The 20,218-nt window shown below is 33.5% G+C and carries 13 protein-coding genes, 2 tRNA genes and 1 pseudogene; 10 read left to right on the forward strand and 6 right to left on the reverse strand.

Annotation, left to right across the window (positions count from 1 at the left end):
- Together ABJM36_RS13090 and aroQ are read left to right on the forward strand one after the other, a co-directional pair.
- A pseudogene (locus ABJM36_RS13090) lies at positions 1–270 on the forward strand (hypothetical protein); the annotation flags it as partial.
- An 82-nt stretch (positions 271–352) separates the two neighbouring features.
- Positions 353–766 carry a type II 3-dehydroquinate dehydratase gene (gene aroQ, locus ABJM36_RS13095; protein WP_348451946.1) on the forward strand — a complete coding sequence of 138 codons (414 nt, stop codon included), beginning with the start codon at positions 353–355 and terminating at the stop codon, positions 764–766.
- 118 nt (positions 767–884) lie between these two features.
- Here the strand turns inward: aroQ and lpdA are convergent, their stop codons facing one another.
- A complete protein-coding gene (lpdA, locus tag ABJM36_RS13100) occupies positions 885–2,261 on the reverse strand; it encodes a dihydrolipoyl dehydrogenase (protein WP_348451947.1) in 1,377 nt (458 codons plus the stop codon).
- Positions 2,262–2,439: 178 nt separating this feature from the next.
- Here lpdA and ABJM36_RS13105 point away from each other — a divergent pair, with 178 nt between their 5' ends.
- Entirely contained in the window at positions 2,440–3,723 is a 1,284-nt protein-coding gene (locus ABJM36_RS13105; RefSeq protein ID WP_348451948.1) for an NAD(P)/FAD-dependent oxidoreductase, read from the forward strand.
- 422 nt (positions 3,724–4,145) lie between these two features.
- On the opposite strand, the gene ABJM36_RS13110 is transcribed toward ABJM36_RS13105, so the two are convergent.
- Positions 4,146–4,697: a DUF1572 family protein gene (locus ABJM36_RS13110; protein WP_348451949.1), complete on the reverse strand. Its 552-nt coding sequence runs from the start codon at positions 4,695–4,697 to the stop codon at positions 4,146–4,148.
- 97 nt (positions 4,698–4,794) lie between these two features.
- A complete protein-coding gene (msrB, locus tag ABJM36_RS13115) occupies positions 4,795–5,277 on the reverse strand; it encodes a peptide-methionine (R)-S-oxide reductase MsrB (RefSeq protein WP_348451950.1) in 483 nt (160 codons plus the stop codon).
- A gap of 162 nt (positions 5,278–5,439) precedes the next feature.
- Here msrB and ABJM36_RS13120 point away from each other — a divergent pair, with 162 nt between their 5' ends.
- Together ABJM36_RS13120 and ABJM36_RS13125 are read left to right on the forward strand one after the other, a co-directional pair.
- Positions 5,440–6,258, forward strand: coding sequence for a M48 family metallopeptidase (locus ABJM36_RS13120; protein ID WP_348451951.1), 819 nt, complete (start codon positions 5,440–5,442; stop codon positions 6,256–6,258).
- 162 nt (positions 6,259–6,420) lie between these two features.
- The gene (locus tag ABJM36_RS13125; RefSeq protein ID WP_348451952.1) at positions 6,421–7,815 is read left to right on the forward strand and encodes an MFS transporter; all 1,395 of its coding nucleotides are present in this window, start codon (positions 6,421–6,423) and stop codon (positions 7,813–7,815) included.
- Between the two features lie 188 nt (positions 7,816–8,003).
- Here the strand turns inward: ABJM36_RS13125 and ABJM36_RS13130 are convergent, their stop codons facing one another.
- A complete protein-coding gene (locus ABJM36_RS13130) occupies positions 8,004–10,550 on the reverse strand; it encodes an ATP-dependent Clp protease ATP-binding subunit (protein WP_348451953.1) in 2,547 nt (848 codons plus the stop codon).
- Between the two features lie 421 nt (positions 10,551–10,971).
- Here ABJM36_RS13130 and gyrA point away from each other — a divergent pair, with 421 nt between their 5' ends.
- Positions 10,972–13,536, forward strand: a complete 2,565-nt coding sequence (gene gyrA, locus ABJM36_RS13135) for a DNA gyrase subunit A (protein WP_348451954.1) — start codon at positions 10,972–10,974, stop codon at positions 13,534–13,536.
- Positions 13,537–13,553: 17 nt separating this feature from the next.
- A complete protein-coding gene (locus ABJM36_RS13140; RefSeq protein ID WP_348451955.1) occupies positions 13,554–14,804 on the forward strand; it encodes a tetratricopeptide repeat protein in 1,251 nt (416 codons plus the stop codon).
- A gap of 56 nt (positions 14,805–14,860) precedes the next feature.
- On the opposite strand, the gene ABJM36_RS13145 is transcribed toward ABJM36_RS13140, so the two are convergent.
- On the reverse strand, positions 14,861–15,610 hold the full coding sequence (locus ABJM36_RS13145) for a C40 family peptidase (protein WP_348451956.1): 750 nt from the start codon (positions 15,608–15,610) through the stop codon (positions 14,861–14,863).
- Positions 15,611–15,701: 91 nt separating this feature from the next.
- Positions 15,702–16,880: an acetyl-CoA C-acyltransferase gene (locus ABJM36_RS13150; protein WP_348451957.1), complete on the reverse strand. Its 1,179-nt coding sequence runs from the start codon at positions 16,878–16,880 to the stop codon at positions 15,702–15,704.
- A 361-nt stretch (positions 16,881–17,241) separates the two neighbouring features.
- On the opposite strand from ABJM36_RS13150, the gene ABJM36_RS13155 reads away from it, so the two are divergent.
- From ABJM36_RS13155 to ABJM36_RS13165, 3 genes are all read left to right on the forward strand, one after another.
- Entirely contained in the window at positions 17,242–19,296 is a 2,055-nt protein-coding gene (locus tag ABJM36_RS13155) for an HDIG domain-containing metalloprotein (protein ID WP_348451958.1), read from the forward strand.
- A 101-nt stretch (positions 19,297–19,397) separates the two neighbouring features.
- Positions 19,398–19,486, forward strand: a tRNA-Ser gene (locus ABJM36_RS13160).
- 32 nt (positions 19,487–19,518) lie between these two features.
- Positions 19,519–19,593, forward strand: a tRNA-Pro gene (locus ABJM36_RS13165).
- Positions 19,594–20,218 lie beyond the last annotated feature (625 nt).

Consider the following 20,218-nt stretch of genomic DNA (forward strand, 5'->3'; position numbering starts at 1 on the left):
TTTGATGGTGATAATATATCGTTTCTTCCTATTGCAGCATCTGGTCGTTTAAATGTATCAGATGATTTATCTTTAGGTGCGGATGTAGGTTATGGTGTGGGTATTAACGATGGCAATGATGGAGGAGTCTACTATTCACCAAGTGTGATTTATGGACTTACTGAAACTTTAGATCTAGTTCTTGCATACAGATCGTTTAGAGAAAAAAATTCTGGATTCGGACAAATTACATTAGGTTTGGTAATAATAATTTCTGCTGTAATAGAATAATAAATGAACGGTAAAAATAAAAAGGGAAGGGAGAGTAGATTTACTCTCCTTTTTTTATGCTCAAATTTTATATATTTACTTCATGAAAAAACTAATCATCATCAACGGTCCTAATTTAAATCTATTAGGAAAAAGAGAGCCAAATATTTACGGAAGTTTGACTTTTACAGAGTTTTTAGAAAAAGTAAAAGGAAAATATCCTAAGGTTTCTATTGATTATTTTCAATCTAATATAGAAGGCGAGTTAATAGATAAATTGCATGAGGTAGGCTTTAGTTTTGATGGCATTATTTTAAATGCAGCAGCATATACTCATACTTCTATAGGTATTGGCGATGCTATAAAAGCTATTGAAACCCCTGTAGTAGAAGTTCACATTTCTAATACATTCAATAGAGAGGAATTTAGACATCAATCCTTTATATCACCTAATGCCAAAGGTGTTATTCTTGGTTTTGGTTTACAAAGTTACGAGTTGGCTATTCAGAGTTTTTAGCTTAAATCATCAAATAACTTAGATGATTATAGAATTATATTATTAAATTTTAGACATAAAAAAAGTTCCAGAAATTTATTTCTGGAACTTTTTTATTTATTTAATACTTTAATATAGTCTATAAATGTATCACTTCATCGTAAGCTGCAGCAACAGCTTCCATTACCGCTTCACTCATTGTTGGGTGCGGGTGAATAGCCTTTAATACCTCATGTCCTGTAGTTTCAAGTTTTCTTCCTAAAACAGCTTCAGCAATCATATCGGTAACTCCGGCTCCAATCATATGGCAACCTAACCATTCGCCATATTTAGCATCAAATATAACTTTTACAAAGCCCTCTTTGTTCCCTCCAGCACTTGCTTTACCAGAAGCAGAGAATGGGAATTTACCAACTTTAATATCTAAACCTTTATCTTTAGCTTGCTGTTCAGTTAATCCTACCGATGCAATTTCAGGAGAACAATACGTACATCCTGGTATATTTCCGTAATCTATAGCTTCAACGTGCATTCCTGCAAGTTTTTCAACACAAAGAATACCCTCTGCAGAAGCTACGTGTGCTAAAGCTTGCCCTGGAGTAACATCTCCTATAGCATAATAACCTGGGATGTTAGTTTGGTAAAAATCGTTGACTATAATTTTGTCTCTGTCAACTACAATACCGACATCTTCTAAACCAATGTTTTCAATATTAGATTTAATACCTACGGCACTTAAAATAATATCTGCTTCAAGTACTTCTTCACCTTTACTTGTTTTTACTGTTGCTTTAACGCCTTTTCCGGAAGTATCAACCGATGTTACTTCGGCTGATGTCATTACCTTAATTCCAGATTTAGTGAAAGAACGCTCTAATTGCTTAGAAACATCATCATCCTCAACAGGAACTATTTTTGGTAAATATTCTACTATAGTAACTTCAGTACCAATAGAGTTATAAAAATATGCAAATTCAACACCAATAGCACCAGATCCAACCACAATCATTTTCTTTGGTTGTTCCTTTAAGGTCATGGCTTGTCTGTATCCAATTACCTTTTCACCATCTTGCGGTAAACTTGGTAACTCACGCGAACGTGCACCAGTTGCAATTATAATATTATCTGCGCTATAAACAGTTCCTTCAACATCAACCTTTTTACCTGGTTTTAGTGTTCCGTAACCTTCTATAACATCAATTTTGTTCTTTTTCATTAAAAACTGAACACCTTTGCTCATACCATCTGCAACACCACGGCTACGTTTTACAACAGCATCAAAATCATGTTCAGCATCTTTTACTTTTAAACCATAGTCCTCGGCATGCTTTAGGTATTCAAAAACCTGAGCAGATTTTAATAATGCTTTTGTTGGAATACAACCCCAGTTTAAGCATACGCCACCAAGATTTTCTTTTTCAACAATAGCGGTTTTAAAACCTAATTGTGATGCTCTAATAGCTGTTACATAACCACCAGGACCACTTCCAAGAACAATAATATCGTATTTACTCATTTGTTAAAAAGTTTAGAGTGCGAATTTACGAAATCGATTTTTAAAAAAGAATAGAGAGCTTATTAAATCCAAAAAAAATATTCAACAATATACATAAGGTATTAGTTGTTTTGTTGGCTAGAATCAAGGAATAGAATCTACCCTTGTTTTATTACCTTTGCGTTGCAAGTTTTTATTTATGAACATACCTAGAACGAGTTTTCCTCGCATTGTAATTATTGGTGGCGGTTTTGCAGGGGTTGCCTTGGCAAAAAAATTATCTAAACAAGAAGTACAAGTTGTGCTATTAGATAAAAATAACTATCACACCTTTCAACCTTTATTATACCAAGTATCTACTGGAGGTTTAGAGCCAGATTCTATTGCGTATCCCATTCGTAAAATTTTAAAAGACTTCCCCAATTTTTATTTCAGATTAGCAGATGTCGAGGAGATAAACACCAATAAAAACAAAGTGAAAACTAATATTGGTAATTTAAAGTTTGATTATTTAGTGGTGGCTTCGGGGTCTACAACTAACTATTTTGGAAATACCGATGTCGAAAAGTATAGTATGGCCATGAAAACCATACCACAGTCTTTAGATTTAAGAAGTTTAATTCTCGAAAACTTTGAAGAGGCTCTTTTAACCTCCGATTTAAATGAGCGGAATGCCTTAATGAATTTTGTAATTGTAGGTGGCGGACCAACCGGAGTAGAACTTGCAGGCGCATTGGCCGAAATTAAAAAAGGCATTCTTCCAAAAGATTACCCAGATTTAGATACCCGTTTAGCTCAAATTCATATCGTACAATCTAGTGATTGCATTTTAAAAGGAATGAGCGCCGAAGCCTCGGCAAAGGCAGAAGATTTTCTCGAGAAGTTAGGTGTTAATATCTGGAAAAACGTTCGTGTAACCAATTACGACGGAAAAACGGTTACCACAAATACCGATTTAACCTTCGAAACTGCAACCTTAGTTTGGGCAGCTGGCGTAAAAGGAGCAACCATAAAAGGCTTAGATGCTCAAGATCTTGTAAGTCGTGGTAACAGGCTTTTGGTAAACGAATTTAACCAAGTTAAAGGCTATAACCATATATTTGCAATTGGTGATATTGCCTGTTTAGTTAGTGATGATTTTCCGAATGGTTTTCCAATGATGGCGCAACCTGCTATACAGCAAGGTGATCAATTAGGCGATAATATTTTAAAACTTATTGAAAACCAACCCATGATACCTTTTAGTTACACCGACAAAGGCGCCATGGCAACCATTGGCAGAAATAAAGCCGTAGTCGATTTAAAACGTTGGAAATTTCAAGGCGTTTTCGCTTGGTATGTTTGGATGTTTGTACACTTATTTTTCCTAATAGGGTTCAGAAACCGAATGGTGGTGTTTGTAAATTGGGTGTATAATTACATCCGATTCGATAGGGAAGCCCGATTAATAATTCGCCCATTTAAAAAGAAAAAAAAGACATAAATTTTTATGCATTTGGGCGATCCCCGAAGAAAAATCGGGTCAGGCTTTAGGCAGTCGCTTTTTTGTATTGCATAGGCGCAACACCACAAAAAGAGCTTCAACAAATGCCTCAATCCTTATCGCGGGTGTATCTGCTAAATAAAGGTTTTTCAGATTTAGGTATATCTATTAAGTTAATGTATAACACAAAGCCATAAAGATTTTCAACGTCCAAACATTTATATTGCTAAACTTATAAAAGAAAAGGGCGAGGATAAAATTAAGACCTACAAGGTTTTTTAAACCTCATAGATCAGTTTCGTAAATAGTTTTCCGACTTCGTGTCTTTGCGAGAAATAAAATATAAGAAATTGGTTGTCCAACGTAAAGTTCAACAAAAAACTAAGCAAACTGCCAACTGCGATTGAACCCAGCGACTTCGTTTAAAGATCATCAGTAAAATGGCGTCGCTCCTTATCCATATTAAATTTGTCCTTATTATAGGAGGCAGAATCTCCTTTAGGGATAGATAGCGATTTCCAAGCCTTACCTTTTAATAGTTTTCCTAAAAAAACAATTTGCCCAACATGGTAAGCGTAATGAGCTAGTTGCCTATTTATGGCCTCAGTAACAGTATGTCCACCGTTTCTAATGTAAATAATACGTTCTAAATCTTCGGTTTTTAAATCTTTTAAAGCTTTAAATAAACAAAACCAACCGCTTTCCCAAGAAGCTATTACAGCTTCTTCCGAAGTAAAATCACTAACAAATTCAGCATCTCTATCTCTCCAACTCTTTTCACCATCCTCAGTTAAAAAATTAGTCCATCTGCTTAGCATATTGCCAGCGATATGTTTAACAAGAATGGCAATGCTATTCGCATCCTCGTCACTTTGCCAAAGCATGTCGTCGAAATTAAGCTGTCTAAACGTTTTATCACCTAGGCTCTTATAGTATTCAAACTGTTTAATTACGCTTTCTAAATAACTTTCCATATACTAAAGGTAGAGCATCAATTTTTAAATTGCAAGTTTTTATACACTTCAATAATTTTTTGAAATTTGGTGTTTTAGATATAGAATTTAATTTTTTTTAATAACTAGGAATAAATTTTAAGGCAACTCCATTAATGCAATGCCGCATACCTGTGGTGTTCTTAGGGCCATCATTAAAAACATGTCCTAAATGCCCCCCACAAGTAGCACAATGCTCTTCGGTTCTAGCATAACCTAAATCGTAATCGGTCGAAAAACTAACATTTCCTTTAATTTCTCTGTCAAAACTAGGCCAACCCGTACCAGAATCAAATTTATGCCCGCTTTTAAATAAAGGTGTATTGCATCCTTTACAAACATAAATACCATCAACTTCGTTTTTATTTAACGGGCTTGAAAAAGCACGTTCTGTACCAGCTTGTCGTAAAACGTAAAATTCTTTAGCACTTAATTGAATCTTCCACTCAGCTTCTGTTTTGGTTATTTTATAAGTTTCAGCCTCGGGCTTTGAAGCTTTTTGTGCGGTAGAGTTACAATTAAAAAAGAAAATTAATGCTAATGCCATTATTATTTTGCTCATAATTATATATTTTATAATGTTTAAGTCGCTATTTTTTTCAAAACTTACCAGTAGGTCTTTTAGGGATTCTTAATATGTGACAAAAATATAAATTAAGTGTCCTATTAAAATAAAGATGCATTTTTTATGTATTTTTAAGGATTGAAATTAAACCATCGAATTATGAAAATGAAACCTACCCTTTACTTAATAGCCTTATCCGCTTTAGTGTTTTCTTGTGCTACAAATCCGTTTACAGGAAAGAAAACTATGGCTTTAGTGCCTAATTCTCAGTTGTTTCCAACTGCTTTCTCTCAGTATAGTCAGTTTTTAAACGAAAATAAAGTAATTACGGGTACTCAAGATGCTGAAATGGTTACTAGAGTTGGTCAACGTATTGCGGTTGCCGCCGAACGTTGGTTGAACGCTAATGGGAATGAAGGTTATTTAAATGATTATAAATGGGAATATAATTTAGTAGACGATGCTACGGTAAATGCATGGTGTATGCCAGGTGGAAAAATTGTTTTTTATACAGGAATATTACCAATTGCAAAAAATGAAGCTGGTGTAGCTGCTATTATGGGGCATGAGGTAGCTCACGCCTTGGCAAACCACGGACAGCAACGCATGAGTGCTGGATATTTACAACAAGGTATAGCAGTAGCAGGAAATATAGCAATAAAAGATGAAAATTCAAGAAATGCATTTAATCAATATTATGGCATTGGATCAGAATTAGGCGTTATGTTACCCTTTAGTAGAAGTCATGAAACGGAGTCTGATCAAATTGGTATTTACTTAATGGCTATTGCGGGTTATAATCCTGATGAAGCTGCTGAATTATGGAAACGTATGAAAGCCAATAGTGGGGGAGATTCTCCTGCAGAATTTATGAGTACACACCCGTCAAACGATACAAGAATTGCTAATCTAACTAAATGGGCACCAAGTGCAAAAGCAGAGGCTAAGAAATTTGGAGTTACTACATTTAGAAATTAGTATTTACGATATAAATAAAATATTTGCTTATTTTCGAAGCTGCTCATAAAAGGGCAGCTTTTTTATGTAGTAAAAAGTGGGTTTTAATTTAATAATTCCAACGCCAATTAGGATCTCATAAATAAGATAATAAAAGCTTATAAATAATAGTTAAACATTTATATGAAGCAACTTAAAAAAGGAAGTAAAAAGCTATTAAATGCATGGGCCTTTTACGATTGGGCAAACTCAGTGTACACGCTAACAATTGCTTCATCAATATTTCCTATTTTTTATTCGGCATTGTTTCTTAAAAATACTACGGATGTTAAAACGGTATTGGCTTTTGGTTTTGAGTTTAAAAGCACCGCGCTTATAACTTTTGTTACGGCATTTACTTTTTTAGTAGTGGCCTTTATTTCTCCAATTCTTTCAGGTATTGCAGATTATGTAGGCAATAAAAAAATCTTTTTAAAGTTTTTTTGTTACACAGGAAGTATTGGTTGTATTGGTTTGTATTGGTTTGATGTCACACCTACTAAAGTGCATTTAAGTTTACTGTTTTATTTTATGGGGCTAATAGGATATTGGGGAAGTTTAGTTTTTTATAACTCCTATTTGCCGGATATAGCATTTCCAGATCAGCAAGATGATGTTAGTGCTAAGGGGTTTTCGTTGGGGTATTTGGGTAGTGTGCTTTTACTAGTTTTTAATTTGTTAATGGTTCTTTTTCCCGAGTGGTTTGGTTTTGATATTAGTATATCTAATGTCTTATTAGAAAACGGCTCTGAAGCTGATATTGCGGAAGCATTAAAAAAGGCAAAAGATGGTGCGTCTTTTGAAGCCATGAAAATTGCATTTATAACCGTGGGGGTTTGGTGGGCTCTATTTAGCCAATATACGTTTTATTACCTACCCAAAGGAGTGTCTAAGGGTCATAAGGTGACAAAAGCTGTAGTGTTTAATGGGTTAAAAGAATTGCTTCAAGTATGGGGCAAGTTAAAACAAAACTTAAGGCTTAAACGGTATTTGTATGCGTTTTTCGTTTTTAGTATGGCGGTGCAAACCATAATGTTGGTTGCGGTATACTTTGGTGAAGAAGAAATAAAATGGGGGGGAGAAAGTGAAAAAACGATGGGGCTTATTGTTAGTATTTTGGTTATTCAAGTTGTAGCCATTCTAGGAGCATTTTTAACTTCGAAGGCCTCATCTAAATTTGGTAATATAAAAACCTTAATTTTTGTGAATTTCATATGGATGGGTTTATGTTTTTATGCTTATTTTATGAAATCTCCAATACAGTTTTATATTGCTGCAAGTTTAGTTGGTTTGGTAATGGGAGGAGTGCAATCTTTAGCGCGTTCAACATATTCCAAATTTTTACCAGATACAGAGCTTTCAACGTCATATTTTAGTTTTTATGATGTTGCCGAAAAAATAGGAATCGTTATAGGTATGGTTATTTTCGCTTTTATAGATCAGGTAACCGGGAGTATGCGCAACGGTATTTTGTTTTTATTCGTTTTCTTTTTAGCAGGAATTATTTTGTTATTTAGAGTGCCCAAGCAGGAGGTGTGAAATCTTCAAATCCTGTTAACTTAAATTCTTTTAGAAATTTTAAAAAGATGGTTTAAAAAAAACAGCATTATTTATGAAGAGGTTATTTACTAAATAAACAAAACGGAAGAGTTTTTTACAGTAAAACAATGAATAAAAAAAGCTCGAATGTTCAAATTCGAGCTTTTTAGTTTAATGTGTTTTCAATTTTAAGATTCAGCTGGCTTTTCAGCTTTTACAATTGATATTACAAGTTCATCAGAATCGTTGTTTAAATCGATTTTAATATTATCACCATCTTGAAGATTTGATGCTACAATTTCTTCAGCTAAAGCATCTTCAACATATTTTTGTATTGCTCTTTTAAGCGGTCTAGCTCCATATTGCTTATCGAAACCTTTTTCGGCTATATAGTCTTTAGCAGATTCGGTAAGTGTTAAAGTGTAGCCTAAACCTTTAATTCTAAATAATAGCTTTTCAAGCTCAATATCAATAATTTTATTGATGTCTTCTTTTTCTAAAGCATTAAAGACAACAACATCGTCAATTCTATTTAAAAATTCTGGTGCAAATGATTTTTTAAGTGCGTTTTCAATAACACTTCTTGCATTGGCATCTTCTTGTGCTTTTTGTGATGCAGTACCAAAACCAATTCCTGTGCCGAAATCTTTCAATTTACGGGCACCAATATTAGAGGTCATGATTATAATAGTGTTTCTAAAATCAATCTTTCTACCTAAACTATCGGTTAAATACCCATCGTCAAGTACTTGAAGCAGCATGTTAAAAACATCTGGATGTGCTTTTTCAATTTCATCTAAAAGTATAACAGCATAGGGTTTTCTTCTTACTTTTTCGGTTAATTGTCCGCCTTCTTCATAGCCAACATACCCTGGAGGTGCACCAATTAATCTTGATATAGCGAATTTTTCCATGTATTCACTCATGTCAATTCTTACTAGTGAATCTTCACTATCAAATAATTCGCGAGATAATACTTTTGCTAATTGGGTTTTTCCAACTCCGGTTTGTCCTAAAAATATAAACGAACCAATGGGCTTGTTAGGATCTTTAAGTCCAGCTCTATTACGTTGAATGGCTTTAACCACCTTGGCAACGGCATCATCTTGACCAATTACTTTTCCTTTAATTAGGTTAGGTAACTCTGCCAATTTGTTAATTTCGGTTTGAGCAATTCTGTTAACAGGAACACCCGTCATCATTGAAACCACATCTGCTACGTTATCTTCAGTAACAACTTCTCTGTGCTGTTTAGTGTCTTCTTCCCATTTTTCTTGAGCTATAGCTAAATCTTTTTCAATACGTTTTTCGTCATCCCTAAGTTTTGCAGCCTCTTCGTATTTTTGTTTTCTAACAACTGCAGTTTTTAATTCCTTGATGTCTTCGAGTTGTTTTTCAAATTCAATAATTTGCTTAGGAACCTCAATGTTTGTAATGTGTACGCGCGACCCTGCCTCATCTAAAGCATCAATAGCTTTGTCCGGTAAAAAGCGTTCGGTCATGTATCTATTAGTTAATTTTACACAAGCTTCAATGGCCTCTGGAGTATAATCAACGTTATGATGTTCTTCGTATTTGCCTTTAATGTTATTAAGAATCTCTATAGTTTCTTCAACAGTAGTAGGTTCTACAATAACCTTTTGAAAACGACGCTCTAAGGCACCATCTTTCTCGATGTATTGTCTGTATTCATCTAAAGTTGTAGCACCAATACATTGTATTTCACCTCTTGCTAAAGCGGGTTTAAACATGTTTGAAGCATCTAAACTACCAGTGGCTCCACCAGCACCAACAATGGTGTGTATTTCGTCAATAAACAAAATAACATCATCATTTTTTTCAAGCTCATTCATTACGGCTTTCATGCGCTCTTCAAATTGACCTCTATATTTTGTTCCGGCAACTAAACTTGCTAAGTCAAGAGTTACAACACGTTTGTTAAATAAAATACGAGACACTTTTCGTTTAACAATTCTAAGCGCTAAACCCTCGGCAATGGCAGATTTACCTACACCAGGTTCCCCTATTAAAAGCGGGTTGTTTTTCTTTCTTCTACTTAAAACCTGAGAAACACGTTGTATTTCCTTTTCTCTACCTACTACAGGGTCAAGTTTGCCTTCTTCAGCTTGAGCGGTTAAATCGCGCCCAAAATTATCTAAAACAGGTGTTTTTGACTTTTTATTAGTCTTGCCTGTTGGGGCGTTAAAAATATTATCCTTTGTAGATTCTTCTTCAGGATTGTTGTCGTCATCTTGAAATTCAGACTTAGGTTCTATATAGTCGTTGTCGTTTGTAATCATAAGTTTAAATTGTTCTTTAACGTTGTCGTAATCTACTTTAAGCTTATTTAAAAGCTTGGTAGTGGGGTCGTTTTCATTTCTTAAAATACAAAGTAATAAATGCGCTGTATTAATAGAAGTGCTTTGAAATAGTTTAGCTTCTAAAAAAGTAGTTTTTAAAGCGCGTTCTGCTTGCCTAGTAAGGTGTAGGTTCTTTTTCTGATTAGAAGCTATTATGATATTAGGGTTCGCAGGACTTAAAATTTCAACTTTACGTCTTAAATGATTCAAGTCTATATCTAAGGCATTTAAAATATTTATTGCTTTGCCATCGCCATCACGCAAAAGTCCAAGCATAAGGTGTTCAGTGCCAATAAAATCATGACCTAAACGCAATGCTTCTTCTTTGCTGTATGCAATTACATTTTTTACTCTTGGGGAAAAATTATCATCCATAAATCGTGTCCTTTCTGCATTAAAAATAGTAAAACATTTTAACTAAAGTCAAAAACTATACCTAAAAATGTGTTAATACTAAAAAGATTTAGGTTTTGTTGGAAATTAATACCTTAAATTATTCTTTTGATAAAACAAAAGTTTGAATTATAACTTAAGCTTAGGTTTTATCTTTTAACCCAAAAACAGGAAAAAGAAAAAGTGAAAAATCTAAAACTCTAAATGTTTTGAGTACTTAGCGCTAATTGACGAAAAAATCTTTATTAAATCAAAATATAAGCGCTTATACTTATTAACCAAATAAGTCGTTTAAATTGTTAATAAATTACATGAAAAAGGAGGGAGATAAGCTTATCTATAACTATCGAAATTCTTATATTAGCATGTTTTGAAATTTACATAAAATTAAATTAATTTATATATGGCAGAAGGAGAAAAATTGATCCCTATTAATATTGAGGATGAGATGAAATCGGCTTACATTGATTATTCAATGTCAGTCATTGTGTCACGTGCTTTACCAGATGTAAGAGATGGTTTAAAACCGGTTCATAGACGTGTGCTTTATGGTATGCATGAATTAGGAGTTAGATCTAATACCGCACATAAAAAGTCCGCAAGAATAGTTGGAGAAGTTTTAGGTAAGTATCACCCACACGGTGATACATCAGTTTACGATGCTATGGTTCGTATGGCTCAAGAGTGGAGTTTGCGTTATATGCTTGTAGATGGTCAAGGTAACTTTGGGTCAATTGATGGAGATAGTCCTGCAGCAATGCGTTATACAGAAGCGCGTATGCGTAAAATCTCTGAGGACATGTTGGCAGATATTGATAAAGAAACTGTAGATCATAAATTAAATTTTGATGATACTTTACAGGAACCAACGGTATTACCAACGCGTATTCCAGGATTATTGGTTAACGGAGCTTCTGGTATTGCTGTAGGTATGGCAACAAATATGCCTCCTCACAATTTAACCGAAGTAGTTAATGGTACAATAGCTTACATTGAAAATAACGAAATTGAAATCGATGAACTTATTCAGCATATAAAAGCACCAGATTTTCCTACTGGAGGAACTATTTATGGTTACGATGGTGTTAAAGAAGCTTTTCATACAGGTAGAGGTCGTATAGTTATGCGTGCTAAAACTAATATTGAAGAGGTAAATGGTCGTGAATGTATTATCGTTGACGAGATTCCATACCAAGTGAATAAGGCAGATATGATTAAGAAAACTGCCGACTTGGTTAACGATAAAAAGTTGGAAGGTATTTCGCTTATTCGAGATGAATCTGATAGAAACGGAATGCGAATTGTTTACGTTTTAAAACGTGATGCTATTCCAAATATCGTTCTAAATAAATTATTCAAATATACCGCCTTACAATCCTCATTTAGTGTTAATAACATTGCATTGGTTAATGGACGCCCACAGTTATTAAACTTAAAAGAGTTAATTCATTATTTTGTTGAACACAGACATGAAGTGGTTGTAAGACGTACTACTTATGAATTGCGTAAGGCAGAAGAGAGAGCACATATTTTAGAAGGTTTAATTATTGCTTCTGATAATATTGATGAAGTTATAAAAATAATTAGAGCATCTTCAAATGCAGATGAGGCTCGAGCGAATTTAATTGAACGTTTTAAACTTTCTGAAATTCAAGCTAAAGCTATTGTAGAAATGAGGTTGCGTCAGCTTACTGGTTTAGAGCAGGATAAGTTACGTGGTGAGTACGAGGAAATCATGAAAACCATCATCGATCTTAAAGATATTTTAGACAAGAAAGAGCGTCGAATGGATATCATTAAAGGAGAGTTGGAAGTTGTAAGGGATAAATATGGCGATGAGCGTCGTTCTGTAATTGAATATGCTGGTGGAGATTTAAGTATTGAAGATATGATTCCTAATGAAAAAGTGGTAATCACCATTTCTCATGCTGGATATATTAAGCGTACCTCTTTAACAGAATACAAAACTCAAAATAGAGGTGGTGTTGGACAAAAAGCCTCTACCACTAGAAATGAAGATTTCTTAGAGAATTTATTTGTAGGTACTAATCATCAGTACATGTTATTCTTTACGCAAAAAGGAAAATGTTTCTGGATGCGCGTATACGAGATCCCAGAGGGTAGCAAAACATCTAAAGGTCGAGCAATCCAAAACCTTATAAATATAGAGCAAGACGATAAAGTAATGGCATTTATTTGTACTCAAGATTTAAAAGATGAAGAGTATATAAACAGTCATTATGTAATTATGGCTACTAAAAAAGGTCAAGTAAAAAAGACCTCTTTAGAGCAATATTCGCGTCCTAGAACAAATGGAATTAATGCCATTACAATTAAAGATGATGATGTTTTATTAGAAGCGAAACTAACAACTGGAGAAAGTCAAGTTATGTTAGCCTTAAAATCTGGTAAAGCTATTCGTTTTGAAGAGGCTAAAACACGACCTATGGGACGTAGTGCTTCGGGCGTAAGAGGTATTCGTTTACAAGACGAAGAAACAGACGAGGTTATTGGTATGATTGCTGTAGACGATATGGATAGCAATGTGCTTGTAGTGTCTGAGAATGGTTATGGTAAACGTTCAAGTTTAGAGGACTACAGAATTACCAATCGTGGAGGAAAAGGTGTAAAAACCATTTCCATTACAGAAAAAACAGGTAACTTAGTGTCTATTAAAAATGTTACAGATGATGATGATTTAATGATTATCAATAAATCCGGAATAGCTATTAGAATGGCTGTAAAAGATTTAAGAGTTATGGGGCGTGCTACTCAAGGTGTTAAATTAATTAACCTAAAAGGTAAAGACTCAATAGCGGCTGTTGCAAAAGTAATGCATGATGAGGATGAGGTAGAAATAGATGAAGAAGGGAATGTAATAATCTCTGAAGCTACTGAAAACACTGAGGCTTCAGAAGACGGCACAACTCTTGATGATAATTTAACCGATAATAACACTGAATCTTAAATTTAATATTATTTAAAATGAAAAAACAATTAATCCTGGCTTTAGCGTTTTCAATAAGTGCATTTTCATTTGCACAGAAAAAAGAATTGAAACTTGCGGAAAAAGCTATTAAAAGCAACAATTTCGCTGAAGCTAAAACAGCTATTTCTCAGGCGGAAAGCCTATTGTCTAGTATGGACGACAAGTATAAAGCTAAATTTTACTACTTAAAAGGACAAGCTTTATACGCTAATGGAAAAGGAAGCATTAACGATATTAGTGCTGCTCTTGAAAATTTTGATATGGTCAATGGCGCTTATGTCTCTGAAATTAAAGACTTAAAACAATCTATTTCTAATAATTTAATTACTACTGGTAATGCTGCTTACGAAGGCCAAGAGTTTTCTAAGGCTTCAAAGTATTTTGAAAAAGCATACAGAATAAAAACAAAAGACACTATGTTTCTTTACTATGCGGCTGCAATGGCTGTAAATGAAAAGGAATATGATAGAGCCTTAAGTCTTTATGAAGAGCTTAAAGAATTAGGATATACGGGAGCTACTAAAGAGTACTTTGCTACAAACAAGGAAACTGGTGAAGAAGAAGCTTTAACTAAGGAAACTCGTGATTTATACGTTAAAACTGGAACTTATATTAAACCAGGAGAGCGTGTAAGTGAGTCTAAAAAACCTGAGATTGTTAAAAATATTGCTCTTATTTATATTTCTAATGGCGATAATGAAAAAGCGCTTTCTGCAATTAAGGATGCTAGAGTTGAGAATCCAGATAATGTAGATTTAATTATTAATGAAGCTAATATTTATTTGCAATTAAAGGATGAAGATAAATTTAAAGAGCTAATTGAGCAAGCATTGGTTAAGCAACCAGATAACGCGGCATTGCATTATAATGTTGGTGTTGTAAGTATGAATAAAGGAGATTCAGATAGTGCTAAAAAATCATTTGAAACTGTATTAAGTTTAGATCCTAGTTATTCTGATGCGGCATTAAACCTTTCAAATTTATATATTGAAAAAGGAAATGTGGTTATTGAGGCTATGGGGAAATTAGGAATGAGTAAAGCTGATGATGCTAAATATGAAAAACTGAAAGTTGAAAAGAATCAATTGTTTCAAAATGGTGCTGATATTCTTTTAGATTTTATAAGTAAAAACCCAAACACAGGGTCTGATATTTATACACAATTAAAAAACATTTATCTTGCTTTAGGTGAAACAGCCAAAGCAAACGAAATGAGTGATAAAATTGCAGCCATGAGTGGTCAATAAGAATGTGTATCTCACACAAGTATTTAATAAAAAAAGCCGCTATTTAGCGGCTTTTTTTATATAATTTTTTTAATCACTCTAAGTTTATGCGTGTGTGTTTTTTTATCAACATTGTATATGCCAGAATGATCTAATCTATCAATCCTAACTTTGCCATGGGCATGTATAACGTAATTATCTTTCATGATAATGCCTACGTGTGTAATAACACCTTCGTTATTGTCAAAAAATGCTAAATCTCCGGGTTCACTTTCTTCAATAAAACTTAAAGCTTCCCCTTGGGTTGCTTGCTGTGAGGCATCTCGTAATAATTTATAGCCATTAAGTTTGTAAACCATTTGTGTAAATCCAGAACAGTCAATGCCAAAAGGTGTTTTTCCTCCCCATAAATACGGTGCGTTTAGATAGGTAAACGCAGTTTGAATAATATTGGGTTTTTCTAGTTTTTTATTGCGTGAATTTCCGTCGTAAGTATGGTTTAATAGGGATAGTCCGTTTAAACTAGAACCGATAGAAATAGGGAATAGTTGATGGTTTTTGTCTTCAATAAATTCGACCAAATCTGTTGATAATATCGGGCTTTGAGAATGTAGTTCTTTATATTGTTCTTCGGTAATTTCAATATATTGTTTATTGTCCACCCAACCTTCATATTTATCAAAAGCTAGCCTAATTTTAGTCCATTGTTTACGTTGTTCTAAAATCTTAAAAAAATCGCCATAAATTACCTGCGAAATTAATTCACTAACATCTGCTGGTTCATTTCGAAGCGGAACAATGCTTAAATTACAAATACCGTATTGCATTAAAAAAATAGTGTTATAAAATACCTAAAAAGAAAAATAGCTTTGTTGTTCATTGGGGAAAATACTGCTTTTAGAGTTTATAAACTATTCGTTAAGGACGTTCAATAATCATAGCAGAAGCACCGCCACCACCATTACAAATTGCTGCGGCACCAATTTTTGCATTATTTTGTTCTAAAACATTTAACAGGGTGATTAAAATTCTAACTCCAGAACATCCAAGTGGGTGACCTAAAGAAACAGCACCACCATTAACATTTACATTTTTATCGGAAAGTCCTAACATTTTCATGTTAGCTAAACCTACAACAGAAAAAGCTTCGTTAAATTCAAAAAACTCAATATCATTTAAAGTAAGTTCTGCTTTGCTTAAAGCTTTAGGTAAGGCTTTAGCAGGAGCAGTCGTGAACCATTCAGGTTCATGCGCAGCATCGGCATAACTTTTTATGGTTGCTAAAATGGTTAATCCTAATTCTTCAGCCTTTTCCTTACTCATTAAAACCATAGCACCCGCACCATCATTTATTGTTGAAGCGTTTGCTGCCGTTACAGTACCGTCCTTAGAAAAAGCAGGCCGTAATTGCGGAATTTTATCCATTCTTACGTTACCGTATTCTTCGTCTTTTACGACAATTATAGGCTCTCCTCGGCGTTGTGGTACTTCTACAGGTACAATTTCGTTATTAAATTTACCGTTTTCCCAAGCGGCCGCAGACCTATTATAGGATTGAATAGCGTAAGCATCTTGATCTTCTCTTGAAAATTCATATTTGGCAGCACATGCATCGGCACAAACACCCATGGCGTTTTGATCGTAGACATTTACTAAACCATCTTTTTGCATGCCATCTATCAAGGTAGTTGGTCCAAATTTTGTACCACTCCTAGCGTGTAAATAGTGCGGAATAAGACTCATGTTTTCCATGCCTCCAGCAACAACAATATTGGCGTCGCCCAAAGCTATAGATTGTGCCGCTTGCATTACGGTTTTCATTCCTGAAGCACACACTTTGTTTATTGTTGTGCAGGGTACCGTATTTGGAATACCTGCGAAAATAGCCGCTTGTCTTGCCGGAGCTTGACCCGTTCCTGCCTGTACCACATTTCCCATAAGAACTTCATCAACCAGTTCTGGGTTTAAGTTAATTTTTTCTAAGGCGCCTTTTATAGCAATGGCTCCTAATTTAGGAGCAGGTATAGTTGATAAAGCACCTAGAAAACTTCCAATGGGAGTTCTTGCGGCAGAAACAATAACGACTTCTTTATTCATCAATTTTAAGTTTTAGAATAGTACTTGCGAAAATAACGATTTTTTCACACAAATTTGAAAGATTGGAATAGAACTAATCACGATGATTTTAGTTAGGTTGAATAGTAGTACGATAAAATGAAGTTTTTAGTATTTCATATAATTAATTTTTTTAATGCGATTTTTTATATTAGGTCTCCTGTTTGCGTTGTAGGATAAAAATGTTATGAGGACTTGAGTAAAAAAACATTAAAGGACGATAAATTTATTACATTTGGTTTTTAGATGAAATTATGGATATCTAGCCAAATTTATATAGCAGCCATCCAACAGTTTAAGTAAAATGGGAGCGCATATATTACGGGAGATCGAATACTAATACATGAAAGACTTAATAAACAAATTATATAAAAACCATACTTTAATTTATAAAGTGTTGTTGTTTATATGCACCACATTTTTAATTGTTTATTTGTTTCCTAAAAGTGGGAAGTTTAAATATAATTTTGAAAAAGGTAAACCATGGCAATCTGAAAGTTTACAGGCACCGTTTGATTTTGCAATTAAAAAGACGGACGAGGAAATTGCATCTGAAAAAAAGAGTATTACAGATCACGCAACTCTGTATTTTGATTTAGATAATACCATTCTTAAGAAAGTTAACGATTCGTATAATACACAGTTTGTATCTGCGTTTTCCGATACTTTATCTAGCGATATTTCTAATAGGCTGTATAATGCAGGTAAACGTGTTGTTTCAGAATTATATGCTTACGGCGTTTTAAGTGAAAACTACGACTTTGATAAGGATCAATCTATAGTTGTTTTGGATGGAAGAGAAAAAAAACAAGATGGGTTTTACTCAAATTTAGTAGAGCAGAACGATGTACCTCTTGTTATAGAAAACGTATTATCAACAAGTAATTTGTCTAATTATAAAATACAGTTTCTTGCCTTTTGTTTCGATTTGATTGAACCAAATATTACGTTTAATAAAAACTTTACAGAAAAGGCTATTAATGATGAATTAAGCAGAATATCCCATACAAGAGGGAGTATTGCCAAAGAAACATTAATTATTTCTAAAGGTGAAGTTATTGAGGGCGATAAATACCAAATTTTAAAATCCTTACAGTCTGAATATGAGTCTCAGGTTTGGAATGAATCGAATTATAATTGGGTATTGTTTGCTTATACCTTATTAGTTGCTTTAGCCCTTTTAATGTTACTTCTATTTTTAAGAAAATATAGAATGACTGTTTTTGAGAATAATACAAAGGTCACCTTTATATTTTTCAATATTTTACTAATGGTTTTTATTACCACCTTGGTTGTTAATTACGATTCTAAATATATTTATATTGTACCAATTTGCATATTACCATTGGTGTTTAAAGCTTTTTTTGATGCACGCTTGGGTTTGTTTGCCCACGTATTAACTGTGTTGTTGTTAGGGTTTGTAGTTCCAAATAGTTACGAGTATTTGTTTTTGCAAATTATAGCTGGTATTGTAACTATTCTAACGGTTTCCGAGCTGTATAAACGAGCTAATTTGTTTATTTCGGTAGGGCAAATAACACTTATTTATATTATAGCTTATTTTGCTTTTTTTGTTATTCACGAGGGGAGTGTGGAAACTCTAAAATGGGAAACTTTTATATGGTTTATTTTGTGTGGATTAGCCACCTTGTTTGTGCAGCCACTAATATATGCTTATGAAAAACTTTTCGGATTAGTTTCAGATGTTTCTCTTCTAGAACTTTCTGATACAAATAGTAAATTACTTAAAGAACTTTCTAATAAGGCACCAGGAACGTTTCATCATTCATTAAACGTAGCGAATCTGGCAGAGTCGTCGGCCAATGAGATAGGCGCTAATGCTATGTTAGTTAGGGTAGGCGCATTGTATCACGATATAGGCAAAATGAAAAACCCGACTTATTTTACCGAAAATCAATCAACAGGTATTAATCCTCATGATGAATTATCTTCAAAAGAAAGTGCTAGAATAATAACAGATCATGTCATAGACGGTATAGAAATAGCTAGAAGAAATAATTTACCAGATAGAGTTATTGATTTCATAAGAACCCATCATGGCACAAGCGTAGTTTATTATTTTTATATGCAAGAAAAAAAGGATTATCCAGAAATGGAAATCGATAAGTTAGATTTTAGCTATCCAGGTCCTAAACCATTTAGTAAAGAAACAGCAATATTAATGATGTGTGATAGTATCGAAGCTGCTTCTAAAAGCTTGAAGGAACCAACCTCAACCAAAATTGAAGCCTTTGTAGAAAAAATTATAAATAAACAGATTGAAGAGGGGCAATTTTTAAATGCGAATATTACTTTTAAAGAAATTCAATCCATAAAAAAAGTGCTAAAACACAAGCTTGCAAACATTTATCATTTAAGAATTGAATATCCTGAATAAAAAGTAAAAAAAACTTAAAAAATGTTTGCGTTCTTTAAGATAAAAACTAAATTTGCATCCGCATTTGAAATTAAATGCACAGTTCTTATAACAAAAATACTGGAGAGGTGCCTGAGTGGCCGAAAGGAGCGGTTTGCTAAATCGTCGTACCTAGAAATAGGTACCCAGGGTTCGAATCCCTGTCTCTCCGCAAATTTCTTTATAGAAATTTAGATAACCATTCGGGGTGTAGCGTAGCCCGGTTATCGCGCCGCGTTTGGGACGCGGAGGTCGCAGGTTCGAATCCTGCCACCCCGACTAACCTAGAGATAGGAAAAATTAAAAACACCGTTAATCATTTATTAACGGTGTTTTTTGTTTTTGTAAAATATTTAACGGAAAAATCGTATTTCTAAAATCGATTGATTTTTATAACAATTAAATAAAAGCCTTTACTAATAGGTTTATTATTCTATAATCGTAGTCCATAACTATTTTAGTTTTATAAATTTTTATGTTTGTTTCTATACCAAATTATCTTTTCTTAATTTTTTAAGGAGTAAGTTGTAAAATTTTAAAGTCTCTTTTAAAATAGTTAAGCACTTAAAGGTTTTATTGAACCCTATTTTTTTGGAAATTACTTGAACTAAAGTACTCCGAATTTTATACCATTCTAATAAAGTGTAATTGGTTTACTCTTTAGCTGGAGTATACGAATGTTTTAGTAATTTTTTAGTAAAAAAAAATGTACTATCTAGTGGGATGATAACTAATAGCCCTTACAAGTCTTACAAAACCCCTAATTGAGCCATATGTTATATTAGATGAAACATAATTTATATAAAATAGGAAAATGACTATGTATTTTTACTCTTTTAAGAAATTTTTTATACAGAATATTATCTTTTAAATCATTAATTGTGAAATTAAAAATTAAGGTAAA

Source organism: Algibacter sp. (assembly GCF_039977455.1).
Classification (GTDB): domain Bacteria; phylum Bacteroidota; class Bacteroidia; order Flavobacteriales; family Flavobacteriaceae; genus Algibacter_B.